At 61.1% G+C, this 12,256-nt stretch carries 13 protein-coding genes; 2 read left to right on the top strand and 11 right to left on the bottom strand.

Features of this window, described 5'->3' with window-relative positions:
- The first annotated feature begins 3 nt into the window (after window positions 1–3).
- Together DXT59_RS13815 and DXT59_RS13810 are read left to right on the top strand one after the other, a co-directional pair.
- Window positions 4–873: a LysR family transcriptional regulator gene (locus DXT59_RS13815; RefSeq protein WP_116137464.1), complete on the top strand. Its 870-nt coding sequence runs from the start codon at window positions 4–6 to the stop codon at window positions 871–873.
- A 116-nt stretch (window positions 874–989) separates the two neighbouring features.
- Complete coding sequence (locus DXT59_RS13810; protein ID WP_116137463.1) at window positions 990–1,829, top strand: AraC family transcriptional regulator; 840 nt, start codon at window positions 990–992, stop codon at window positions 1,827–1,829.
- 23 nt (window positions 1,830–1,852) lie between these two features.
- Here DXT59_RS13810 and DXT59_RS13805 read toward each other — a convergent pair whose 3' ends face one another.
- The 11 genes from DXT59_RS13805 to DXT59_RS13755 all read right to left on the bottom strand — a co-directional run.
- Entirely contained in the window at window positions 1,853–2,440 is a 588-nt protein-coding gene (locus DXT59_RS13805; protein ID WP_116137462.1) for a LysE family translocator, read from the bottom strand.
- 108 nt (window positions 2,441–2,548) lie between these two features.
- Window positions 2,549–3,490 carry a LysR family transcriptional regulator gene (locus DXT59_RS13800; RefSeq protein WP_116137461.1) on the bottom strand — a complete coding sequence of 314 codons (942 nt, stop codon included), beginning with the start codon at window positions 3,488–3,490 and terminating at the stop codon, window positions 2,549–2,551.
- A 243-nt stretch (window positions 3,491–3,733) separates the two neighbouring features.
- Window positions 3,734–5,029: an MFS transporter gene (locus DXT59_RS13795; RefSeq protein WP_116137460.1), complete on the bottom strand. Its 1,296-nt coding sequence runs from the start codon at window positions 5,027–5,029 to the stop codon at window positions 3,734–3,736.
- Window positions 5,030–5,106: 77 nt separating this feature from the next.
- Window positions 5,107–5,547, bottom strand: a complete 441-nt coding sequence (locus tag DXT59_RS13790; RefSeq protein ID WP_116137459.1) for an acyl-CoA thioesterase — start codon at window positions 5,545–5,547, stop codon at window positions 5,107–5,109.
- A 90-nt stretch (window positions 5,548–5,637) separates the two neighbouring features.
- Window positions 5,638–6,471 (bottom strand): acetoacetate decarboxylase family protein, encoded by an 834-nt coding sequence (locus tag DXT59_RS13785; protein WP_162878069.1) that lies wholly within the window; start codon window positions 6,469–6,471, stop codon window positions 5,638–5,640.
- Window positions 6,472–6,567: 96 nt separating this feature from the next.
- Window positions 6,568–7,086 (bottom strand): cupin domain-containing protein, encoded by a 519-nt coding sequence (locus tag DXT59_RS13780; protein ID WP_116137457.1) that lies wholly within the window; start codon window positions 7,084–7,086, stop codon window positions 6,568–6,570.
- Between the two features lie 16 nt (window positions 7,087–7,102).
- On the bottom strand, window positions 7,103–7,750 hold the full coding sequence (maiA, locus tag DXT59_RS13775) for a maleylacetoacetate isomerase (RefSeq protein ID WP_116137456.1): 648 nt from the start codon (window positions 7,748–7,750) through the stop codon (window positions 7,103–7,105).
- Entirely contained in the window at window positions 7,747–9,651 is a 1,905-nt protein-coding gene (locus DXT59_RS13770) for an FAD/NAD(P)-binding protein (protein WP_116137455.1), read from the bottom strand. Before DXT59_RS13770 ends, maiA begins: the two co-directional genes overlap by 4 nt.
- 13 nt (window positions 9,652–9,664) lie before the next feature.
- Window positions 9,665–10,525, bottom strand: coding sequence for an N-acyl homoserine lactonase family protein (locus tag DXT59_RS13765; RefSeq protein ID WP_116137454.1), 861 nt, complete (start codon window positions 10,523–10,525; stop codon window positions 9,665–9,667).
- Complete coding sequence (locus DXT59_RS13760) at window positions 10,522–11,898, bottom strand: KamA family radical SAM protein (RefSeq protein ID WP_116137453.1); 1,377 nt, start codon at window positions 11,896–11,898, stop codon at window positions 10,522–10,524. The genes DXT59_RS13765 and DXT59_RS13760 overlap by 4 nt, the downstream gene beginning before the upstream one ends.
- Window positions 11,899–12,036: 138 nt before the next feature.
- Window positions 12,037–12,256, bottom strand: a 220-nt coding sequence (locus DXT59_RS13755) for a CoA-transferase (protein WP_338065172.1), incomplete at its 5' end; no start/stop codon positions are given.

Raw genomic sequence — 12,256 nt, 5'->3', positions numbered from 1 at the left:
CAGATGGCCGATTGGGAAAATCTTCGTTATTTTTTGGCGTTGGGCCGCGCGGGTACGTTATCGGGTGCGGCTCGAGCATTGAAGGTCGATCACGCCACCGTCAGCCGCCGTATCGCGGCGTTGGAAATCGAACTGCAGATGCCGCTGGTGGAACGGCTGCCGCGCGCTTGCCGGCTAACGGCCGCGGGACTGCGCGTGTTCGAGCAGGTCAAGTCGATGGAAGGCGCCGCGTTTGCGATCGACCGCGAAAGCCACGCGCAACAAACGATGCAGCACGGCCGGGTCAAGATCAGCGCTTCCCCTGTACTGACTTCGCACTTTCTTGCGCCGAGGATGGCCGCCTTCCGGGCGTTACACCCCAATATCCAACTCTCGGTCATGTCGCAAGCCCGTCAAGTCTCGCTCAATCGGGGCGAGGCCGATATCGCGCTGCGTCAAGCGCGGCCCACCGAGGCCAGTAACGTCGCGCGCAGGATCGGCCGCATGCCCTTCGCCTTATATGCGAGCCGCGATTACGTGGCGCTCGCCACGCCCGAGCACTGGCGTTTCATCGTCTACGACGAACAATTCGCAGACATGCCTCAGCAACACTGGCTGCTCGGCGTTGCGAACGGGCGGCCGGTCGCGTGCGAGTTGAGCGACATCAGCAGCCATTTGATCGCGGCCTACACCGGCGCGGGCGTCGCGGGCTTGCCGTGCTTTCTGGGCGATGCACATGGGGGTCTGGTCAAACTCGAGTCGGGAGGGAGCGCATTCTCACGCGATATTTGGCTCGTGACGCATCGAGATTTGAAACGCTCGAGCCTCGTGCGCGCGGTGATGAACTATCTGGCCGAAGCGGTCGCGGATACCCCAGGGCTTGCGCTTCAATAGCGGATCCATATACCTTCGACGTCGCGCGACCGCCCAACTCGCACGAGGTTTTCACCCAAAATTCTCGCGACGTCTTTATCATGTTCGACGTTGAGCTAAAGAGATGGGAGACCTCCATGGCCCTCGCGACCGTTGCATCGAAGCCCGCATCCGGGCATACGTTCTGGCGCGACGAACGATTGCCGTTCATCGAGGTTCGCTGCGTCGAGGACGGCCGCAAGGTTTGCTATGCACGGCACGCGCACGACTTCTTTTCGATCGGCGCCATCACCGTGGGCCAAAGCATCTATATCAACGGCACGGCGCGCGAGCGCACGAGCGCGGGTACCGTCGTCCTAATCAACCCGGAAGATGTGCACGCCTGCAATCCTATCGACGATCAACCGTGGTCGTACATCATGCTGTACGTCGACACACATTGGTTGGCACAGATCCAGCATCGGTTGGCCCCTACCCATCGCCAAGCGTTTCGACCGTTTCCCGTTCGTTTGACGACTCGCCCCGATGTCTACGCGGGCCTGAATCGCCTGTCCACGATCCTGATGGACGAGCAGGCCGATACGCTCGTTAAAGCGAGCGCGGCGCAGGGGTTCTTTTCCGACATTCAACTGAAGCTGGGCGAGACGCACGTTACCCCGGTCGAGACACCGAATCCGAAACTAACGAGAGCGGCCGATTACATTCGGGCTAACTTCATGCGCTCGCTGAAGCTTGAAGAGATCTGCGCGGCCACCGATCTCTCCGCGTCATATCTCATTCGCGCGTTCAAGGAGCGATATGGGATGACGCCTCACGCCTATCTCGTCAATTGCCGTATCGAATACAGCCGGGCTCAACTAAAGCGCGGACGTGCGATTGCCGACGTTGCCCTAGAAGCCGGGTTTGCCGATCAAGCTCACCTGCAACGCGTGTTCCGTCAATTCACGGCCGCGACGCCTCGTCAGTATCGTGGCTAACGCACCGGATGGCCGGCGGGCGGTTAAGCCCGAATCAAGTAAATGGCGCTTCCCACGAGCAATAACGCCATCGAGCGGTTGAAGAACCGCACACGCTTGGGGTCCCGGAAATGGCGTTGCAACTGCGATCCAGCGTACGCCCAGCAGGCAATCGATGCATAACAAATCACGAAATAGATGACGGCGAACTGCACGATCAGCCCATTGTCGCCGTTTGTCGCGTAGGCGCCCATACCGGCAAGCGAGGCTACCCACGCTTTTGGATTGAGCCATTGCATGGCGGCGCCCGTGGTCAACGAGGGCCCTTTCGTCATCCGCTCGGTTCGAAGCTGGCCGCCATCGGCTGCCAGCTTATAGGCCATGTATAAGAGAAACAACACACCGGCCCATTGAATCGCTTTGGTGAAAGTCGGCCAGCGCGCGAGGAATGCGTGCAGGCCCAATCCGCTCAACAAGAGCAGCAACGTAAAACCGACGGTCGCGCCGGTTACATGCCGCATCCCTGCCCGCAGCCCATACTGCGCACCGGCACCGAGCGCGACGATGTTGACGGGACCGGGCGAGATCGAAGAAGCGAGCGCGAATGCGCCCATTGAAAGTACGTCGCTCATCTAGTGCCCTCGGTTCGCATGTCGGAAGATCATGGGTTCCGAAGGTACAGCGCAGTGCCTCGCCGGTATTGAAGGAAATTACCCTGCCCGTCGATATGGAAAACCGGACTAGTTCGTTGTCGTTTCAGGTATCAAGACGCCGTCGCCTCCAGCCGTCCCGATCGCCTTCGGTAAATACTCCTCGAGGATCTTTACGACGATTTGCGTCTTGGACGGTACGGGCCGCACCAACGGTAGCAACGCATGCAGGTCGAAGCCCGGCACGGTGTAGCCGGGCAGCAGCCGAACCAGCCGCCCCGTTTTGAGCGCCTCGGTGCACACCGGCTCTTGGAGCACGCCGATCCCGGCGCCGCTAAGCAGCAATTCGTACACCGGCCGCCAATGGCTCGTACTGATGACGATATTGACCGGCGTGGGCCTCACCGATTTCGTCCGGTTGACAAGCCGCAACTGACCATCGTTGAACAACCCGGTCACCCGGATGAACGAGTGCCCGACGATATCTGTAGGCTCCTCGGGCAGCCCGTGCTTTTCGATGTACTCGGGCGATGCAACCAGCACGCGCCGCACGTAGCCCAACCGTCGCGCCACGAAATTCCCGTCTCCGATTTGCCCCAGCCTCAAGGAAATATCCACGCCCTCGGTCACGGGATCGGTAATCTCATCGTTCAAAACGAGATCGATATGCAACTGCGGGTTATGCTCCCGAATCGTGGCGATGATTTCAGGAAGCACCACTTCGCCGAGCCCGTGCGGCGCCGCAATCCGGATTCGGCCGCGCACCACCTTATTGCCCAGCGTCACTACGGCGCGCGCCTCGTCAGCCGCATCCAAGACGACCTTGCTCTTTTGATAAAAGAGCGATCCTTCATCGGTACACGAAACGGCTCGCGTACTCCGCAGTAACAAGCGCACGCCAAGGTGTCGTTCGAGCCGCTCGATGCGGTCGCTAACGGCTGGCTGGCCGAGCCCGAGGTCTTTCGCTGCCCGCGACAAGTTGCCTCGCTCGACGACACGCACGAAAATGCGCATGGCAGCCAATAAATCCATAGGTTCGCCACGTTTCTAAAAACAGATTTTAACTATCGGCACAAAAAATGCGCCCACTCACCAACTATTTTTGGTAGCGCATTACCGGAAAAATATCGACCGAGCTCCCCTGGTCAATATCATGCGATTGCATGCTAGCGCCGTAACCATTTTGCAATATTACAGCATACGACGCACCGCATGGAAGACATGTTTAATAGTGAATGGAGCCAAACGATTTAAAAAGTCAACCCACGACCGGAATTACTCGCCCGATCGAACGGACGGACGGGGGATGATGGCGAGCAAAATCGAGCCGGCAGCCATGACGGCAACCATCAGCAATAAACTTCCACGAAAACTTCCCGTTTCGGTTCGCAACCAACCGATGACCGCGGGGCTCAGGAAGCCGCCCAGCACGCCGATCGTGTTGATCAACGCGATGCCTCCCGCGGCCGACGGTCCTCTGAAATGTGCCGGTGGAATGGCCCAGAACACGGTATAGGACATCCACATCGCGGCCGTCGCGATCGTAATGCATGCGAGAGAGAGGTTAAACCAGCCGCCTGTAGCAACGACTCCCGCCAGCGAAATCGCGCTAACGAGTGCCGGTATGGCGCTAAACCAGCGCCGTTCGTTGCGCCGATCGGAATACCGGCCGATCGCGATCATCCCGATCGTCGCCGCAATGAACGGAATTGTGGAATAAAAGCCCAAGCGCGTCGGGTCCGACACGCCGCCCGCTTGCAGAAAACCAGGCAGCCAAAAATTGATGAGGTAAATGCCGCAAATAAGGCAGAAATAGGCAGCCGCCATCAGATAGATGCGCGAGTCCTTCATGATTGCCGGGAATGCGTGATGTCTCGTCCGCGCAGGTGCGGTCGCCATCGTCAATTCACGACGCTCATCGGGCGAGAGCCAGTTCGCCGTCTCCGGGCGATCTGACAGGAGCACCCGCGCCGCCAAGCCGAGCACGACGCACGGCAGGCCCTCGATGACGAACATCCATTGCCAGCCCGACAACCCCAACGCACCCGAGCAAGCCGTCATGATCCACATCGAAACCGGCCCGCCCACGACTCCGGCCAGGGGACCGCCGATCATCACCGCGGCAATCGCATTGGCCATTCTCGATGGCGGATACCAGTAGGTCAGGTAAAACAAAATGCCCGGCGTGAAACCCGCTTCGAATACACCCAGAAGCAGTCGCAGCAAATAGAACGAACGAACGTCGTGCACCGTCGCCATGGCCGCCGACGTGAGCCCCCAAAGAACCAGAATTCGGCTGATTGCCTTGCGTGCGCCGGTTCGAGGCAAGAGCAAATTCGACGGCACCTCGAACAACGCATAACCGATGAAGAAGATTCCCGCGCCGAGCCCGTATTGCGCGTCGGAAAAGCCGAGATCGGCTTGCATCTGGAGCTTCGCGAGGCCAACGTTGAGCCGGTCGAGGCAAGCGAACAAATAACAAACGAGCAGAAACGAAAGCAGACGTCGATCCAGCCGGCGATACAGCGCCGACGCACGGCCGACATCCTGCGACGAAACGACGGTAGACATGCGTCCCTCCTGGCTCCGAGCCCGAAAATGCGTCCGGGCAAAGCCCGGACGTCACGCCAACACGTCCCGCATACTCATCATGCCGCTTCGAAGATCTCCTGCGATGCGCCTTCCGCCTGATATTGCTGCACGCGAGCGCGGAACGCGTCCGAAAGCGGGACGGTTCGTTCGGTCTCGTAGTCGTATGCGACGTGCGTCGAGGCACCGCGTGCAATTACGTCCTTCTCGTTACCGGCCAGCGAAATGACGTAGTCGATGTCGAAGCTCTTCGTCCCGAGACGCGTAATCAGCGCGCTTACCTGAAGCGTCTCGCCCCATTTGGCTGGGCGCACATATTCACAGGACGTCTTCAGCATGATCTGCGGAATGCCTCGATCAAGCGGCACGTCTAGCAGTTCATGGGCGTAGGCCATGTACGCGTTGAGCATGTATACGTAGTACACCGTCGCACTCACGTGACCGGCCGGGTCTTGATCGCGGTACGTCACATCGAATTGAAGTTTGAAAGCCCGTGGCATATCTGCACCTATGAGGATTTGCCCGCCGCCATGAAGATCGGCGGGCCGGTTTAGAAAAATGGACGTATTCAGGCAACGAAGGGCGGCTCCCTAGCGCAGTACGCGCTGGTCGCGATACGGCTTGCCGCCGTGCGCATGCACGACGGCTCCGCCCCGCATTTCAACGATAGGCAGCGCGGCCAACGCATTGACCACGTGCGCCATCGTGGGCAAGTCGGACCACGTACATGCGTTGAAGCGCAAACGTGCGCGGCCGGCGTGGCGGCGTTCGACTTTCACGTAAGGATCGTGCAACGGCGTAAGCGTGACCTGGCATAGTTCCGCTTGCCCCCAGTCGCCCGTGCGTGGCGTGTACTTGAGCATCAAGGTGCCGTCCGACCTCGCGCTCTGCGGTGACGGCGCAACCTCTGAGGCCGCATCTTCGTCGCTCGACACGCCGATTTCCAGAAAGCGAAACCCCATCCACGAGGCTTCACAGATATGCTCCGCGCCGAAGCATCGAGGCGGGGGCACCTCGGCGTAGAGCTTCGGATGGCCGATCTCGTCGCGCCCCGTGATGATCGGGTCGGCAAGGTTCTCCCACACCGCGGCGAGAAACTTGCCCGTGGCCGCGTCCTCCTTGCCCTCGAATCGCGCCGGCCAACTGACGTGCACCATCGTGTAGCCGCGCCCGGCGAGCCAGTCGATCTGCGTCAAGTAATGGAAGTCGATGGTCACGACAGGTTCACCGACTAGCGAGAAACCGGCGGGCAAATGGCGCTCGAGCTTCTCGGCATCCGTCAAAAACGATGCGGAGACGGTCAATCGCTTCGGGTGCGCGTGCGGATCGGCGGCGATTTCGTCGGGTAGTTGCCTCGGTCCCGGTGCCGGACCGAAGTGCGTCGGCATCCGGTAGATGCGGTCTTTCTCGAATATGTAGGTCAACTCACACCTCGGTTGGATAGGACGAGCGCGGCGTGCGCTGTGACGAGACGAGCCGCGATCGTCGAGCGAGTAGAAAATCGACAACGAGAATCGACGTCAACGATGGATCGCGGATCCTGTGCTGGCGTAGATCAACTGCGGCTTTCCGTCGATTTCGCGCATGAGGTTGCCCGAACTCGCGTTCTGCGGCAGATTCTGCAAGCGGTACACCACGAGCGGTTCCTCCCCGTCTCGATTGCCGATTGCGTGGTGGCACCAGGCCGGCACGAATACCGTATCGCCCTCTTCGATCCGCTCGGGCGACCCCGCCTCGCCAAATGCGATATGGCCGGTCCCTGAGCGCACGATGTACAGGTGCCAAAACGAATGGCGATGCGGTTCGGTCTGGTCGCCCGGCCGCAGGACTTGAATGACGAGCGAGAGGCCCGGAGCTACGGTCCCATGTGCGTCGACTTCTCCGCCGGACAGCGCCAGCGTCCCCTGCGGGTTGGGCGACCGATTTTCTTTCATCGATTCGATCGCCTGCCATTTCCAGACCACGGGATCCGCCGGCGGCTTCGACGTCAACTCAAGATATTCCGAGAATGGGAGGAGGTCCCCTTCGATCGTCTGCATATTCACTCCTTATTGCTTAAGCGTGGGTTGGGATTGCACATGAATCAGGATGAGCGCTGCGGAACGCTTCAATGTGCATGCAGCGCTCAAAAATCCGCGAGATGGACGGGAACGGTTCGAGCGCAACACCCGCGGCGCGCGCCGATACGACCTGCGGCACGAGCGCTATGTCGGCGAGCGAGGGCCGATCGCCGTGGCAAAACTGCCCCGTGGCAGGATCCGCCGCCAGCATGGTCTCCAGCACGGTGAACGTCTCCGTTATCCAATGCCGCTTCCAGCGGCCCACCGTCGCATCGTCGCAGCCGAGCGAGCCCTTCAAATAGCGCGCGACACGCATCCCAGTGAGTGGGTGCGTATCGGAAGCGATCATCTGAAACAATGCGCGCACCCGCGCCCGGCCGCGTGTCGTATTCGGCAGCAGCGGCGGATCGGGATAGGTTGCGTCGAGGTGTTCGAGGATCGCGGCCGACTGCGTCAGTACCTGCTCGCCGATCTCGAGGGCCGGCAACAGTCCCTGTCGATTGATCTCGAGGTATTGCGGCGAACGATGCGCACCGGCGTCGAGATCGTGAACGACCGCCCGGTAGTCGATCCCTTTCAGCTTCAATGCGATGCGAATGCGGAAAGACGCCGATGAACGATGGAAGTCGTGCAGCACGATCATGCCGGGTCTCCCTCGAAAGCCGTCGCCATATCGCGGTCCGCGTCCGTGTCGGTATCCGCCCTCGCCGTCGAGGCGGCGTGTGCCGCGATGCTTTCGAGCAATGCGCGCACGCAGACATCGGCGTCGCGCGTTTGCCGCGACGCGATGCCCGGCCGGGGCAGCGCATGCGTGTAGAAGTGCGCCCCTTCCACGGGAAACCCGATCGCCCAAAGACGCGGTTGCGCCTCTCCCTTGCGATCCAGCGGATGCAAGCCAGGGTCGATGTCGATACCGCCCGGGTGATAGTCGCCATTCCGGTACGGCCGCACGAGGCCGCGATCGAGCAACGCGGCGGACAGCGGCGACCCGTCGGACACCGGTGAATACGGATCCAACCGTGCCGCGATGAGTACATCGGCGTATCGACGCTCGGTGCGCTCGCCGAACTGCGTGGCGATGCAGAAATGCCCGGTGGACTCGTCGGCCGTCACCTTCGCGCCCGGTCCGCCCCCCAGATCGAGCACGCCGGCGGCATGCAGCGCGAGCCATTCCTGGTTGCGGCGCAGCGGCGGGCCGAACGAAACCCTATTGGTGATCGCATTGAATTCGTCGACGAAATATCGATGCGAATCGGGCGTCAATCCGCCGAACTCGACCGCCGAACGCAGCGCTTCCCGGGTGTCGCGCAGAACATCGGTGGCCGCTTTGACGGGGCTCGTCACGTTGCCGAGCAGCGCGTGGCATAGATCGTCGCGTACGAGCTCGAGGAAGAAGCCGCGGAACGCATCGAACGAGGCGAACGACTGCCCCTCGAGCGGCCAAAGAATGCGCCGAATCGCTTCTAGCTCGTCCTGCGTCGGCTTGAACGTTTCCGGTGCGATGAGTCCATCGGTGGAGGCAAGCCGATAAGCGTACGCCATCTCCTTGATGATTAGCGGCAACACGTCCGCGCGGAAGTCAATGCGATAGTCGCCCGTGCGCGCGAACGTCGCCGCACGCACATCCGCAACGGCGGACGGGGTAAAAAACCGCGCTTCGTGCCGGCCCGTCAGTCCCTTCTGGTTGATGCCGCGGGCGGCAAACGGCAGGCAATTGCGCGAGACCAGCAAGAGGGTCGGCTCGAGTCCGGACCGAACGTAAGCGAGCGCTCCGTCTCGCTCGACGAACCGTCCGCCGCGACCCAAGGTCAGCGCCGAGACCACGTCGTGCGCGGTCAGTCCGAAGCCCTGCACCGCGATCGTGGCCGTCGGCGCGATGCTGTCGAGATTTTCAATGGGGTAGGGACTCGAGAAATAGTTCAAGTCCGCGTTATGCGTGCGATGCCGGCGGACGAACTCCGCGAACTGCGCATCGCTTTGCGTCGGCTTGCGGTTGCCGTGCCCCGTCGTCAGGATCGCGTAGTGCGCGAAAGTCGGCGCGCCGCCCTGGACGCGTACTTCATACCCGTTCGGCACCGGCGCCAGATCGATGGCGGTGGCGCGGCGATGGGTAATCGTGACATTGTGCGGTAAAGCTGCAACGACCTTTCGATACACCCATGACAGGTATTCGCCGAGTAAGCTGCGCGGCAAGTGATCGGCGGTATTGATAGCGCGGCCGGTTAGACCGTCCGCCTTGATGAACCGTCCGCCGACGAAACGATAACCCGCTTCGTGGGCCCATTGCACGAGCGAGCGAGCGCCGCTATCGTGCATCACGCCCACGGGCGCGAACATCGTAACTTGGGAGGCAACCGTATTGATCAGCAGATGATCGGGCTGTTGGGCGCGATGCACGCCTTGGCCGCATTCCCCCGTATCGAACACGGTAATGGCCAGCTCGACGCCTTCCGCTATGAGCGGCGCGTGTTCGACGAGACGTTCGAGCACCGTCAAGCCGCGCGGGCCCATGCCCACGATTGCAATCGAGATTGTCTCTTTCATTGATCCCCTCTGTTTAGAGAGCGAGAGCGGGGGTCGCGGCGTACCCAACTGCGCTCGTCGCGGCGACAGGCGGCAAATGCAACGCGGTAATGTCCGGATGACCGCGCCAGCGCGGAAAACGCAAGCGAACAGCCGGATCGTGCCCGGGGATGATGTGGTCGGGCCCATCGGCCAGCGCTTCGATCGCGCGATGGCCGTCGAGCATGCGCGGCACGTCTTGAACGATCGGAAAGGGACGCTTCGATCGCACATGGTCCCAGTAGTGGGCGGCATCGCTCGCCAGAACCACTTGACCTCGCGCGGTTTGGACCCGCACGACCTGCAATCCGGCGGTATGCCCGCCGATCAAGTGAACATCGATGCCAGGCGCGATCTGCCGGTCTCCGTTCGCGAATTGCACCCGCCCCGCATGCAGTCGTTCGATCGCCGCGCATACGTCGAGCGTCTCGAACGGCTTGCGCATGGCCGCGTGGCACATGCAGCGGCCGGTGCAATACTGCATTTCGGCCTCTTGGATATGAATCGTGGCGTTCGAAAACGCGGACAGGTTGCCGGCGTGGTCGTAATGCATGTGAGTGACGATCAAATCTTGGACGTCGGCAGGATCGATGCCGAGTTCACGCAGCAGCGAGATCGGCGAATGCAGATAGCGCCGCTCGCGCCGTTGCGCTGTGGCGGCATCGCACCCGGTATCGACAAGCACGATGCGTCCCGCTCCGCGCAGCACCCAGCAGTAAAAGTCCAGCGGCATCGCGATGTCGTCGTGCGGGTCGTCGCCAAGATAGTTCTCGCCGCTGCGCCGATCGCAATGAGTGGCGTAGCGCAGCGCGTACACCTCGTAGACGGAGCCCTGCGCATCGAAATAGCCGTTCATTTGACCGCCTCCATCGAGTGCGTCACCGGAATGACGTGTAGCGGCGTTTCGTGGCCCGCGCCCATTTCGGCGAGTTCTTTTTCGAAAAAGAACTGCTTTTCGCCGAACGCGGGCACGAGCTCGTCGTACCAGGTCGCGTTCGGATCGAACTTCGCATAGAACGGGCGCCGCACCCAATCGGGGTTGCGCCCTTGCAGCAGTTGCAGCGCGAACACTTTTTCGCCGGCCAGCTCGACGATGCCATCGACCATGACCTTGCCCGGAAACGCGCTCATTGACGGCCCGCGTACGGTCCGCGCGAGGCCCGAGACGGTCCGGTATGCGGCCTGGAAAATTTCGTAGGCGCGCGCGAGCGGCAGCTTGAAGTAGTCGCTCGGGCCCGTATCGCGCTCGACGAACATGTAGTACGGAATCGCGCCGAGTCGCACGCCCGTCGTCCACAGCTCCGACCAGCCGGCCGGATCTTCGTTGATGTGACGAATCAGCGGAGCCTGGATGCGCAGGCTCGCGCCCGTCGCGACGATGCGCCGTGCCGCCTTCTGCGCGATCGGATGCTGCAGTTCGCGCGGATGGTTGTAATGGCCCATGACCGCCAGGTTTCGGCCCGATGCCACGACGCGTTCGAAAACGCGCAGCAGATCGTCGGCGTCCTTGTCGCTGACGAAACGGTGCGGCCAGTAGGCGACCGATTTCGTGCCGATGCGAATGTTCTGGATATGGCCGAACTCGGGCTTGAGCAGCGGCTCGAGATACTCGGCGAGCGAGCGCGCATTCATTACGAGCGGGTCGCCGCCTGTGACGAGGATATCCGTCACCTCAGGATGCAACCGCAAATAGGCGACGAGTTCTTCAGACGTGCGCGCATCGAATTTCAATTCATCCATGCCGACGAATTGCGGCCATCGAAAGCAGAACGTGCAATAGGCGTGGCACGATTGGCCCGCACTGGGAAAAAACAGCACCGTCTCGCGATACTTGTGCTGCAACCCATTGAGCGGCGCCCCGTTCAAGTAGGGCACGTTGTGCGTCAACTGTCCCGCGGGATGCGGATTCATTCGCATCCGGATGCGGCGCACGACCGAATCGATCTGAGCCTCGTCCGCCCCGTTACGAACGAGATCGCGAATCGCTGAGTATTCATCGTCTCGCAGCATGTCGCGATGCGGGAACGTGAGCCGGTAAATCGGATCATCGGGGATGTTGTCCCAGTCGATAAGTTCGGCCAGAACGTAAGGATTCACCCGGAATGGCAAGACGCGCGAAACGACATCGACGGCCTCCTGTTGCTCGGCGGCCAGCAGGCTCCACTGCGGCGCTTGGGTGATCGTATGTCTCGTATAAGGCTTGAACTTCCAATTTTGCTCTTGGTTCATGATGCCTCTCTCAATTGACTACACGCTGTTCCGAACACGTCGTACCCGCTGTTTTATCGACGCGACACAATGAATTTAGGACTACGAATTAACGTAGACAAAGGCTTCTCGCGCGACTATCGCGCGCTGTCCAATGCGCTATGCGACTGCGTGGAGATCGAGCGGTGCGCTCGTTTTTGCAGCTATTTCTCGTGCACTGACACCGGGCGCAAGTTCCATTACCGTGAGACCCGCCGGCGTGACGTCGATGACGCCCAGGTCGGTGATGATTCGATTGACCACGCCCACGCCCGTGAGCGGCAGCGTGCACTCTTCGAGGATCTTGTGCTGATCGCCCTTGGCCACATGCTCCATCAGT

The organism is Trinickia diaoshuihuensis, from assembly GCF_003390925.1.
GTDB lineage: Bacteria > Pseudomonadota > Gammaproteobacteria > Burkholderiales > Burkholderiaceae > Trinickia > Trinickia diaoshuihuensis.
The sequence above is the reverse complement of the archived record's forward strand: the minus strand, read 5'-3'. Positions and strand labels throughout refer to the sequence as shown.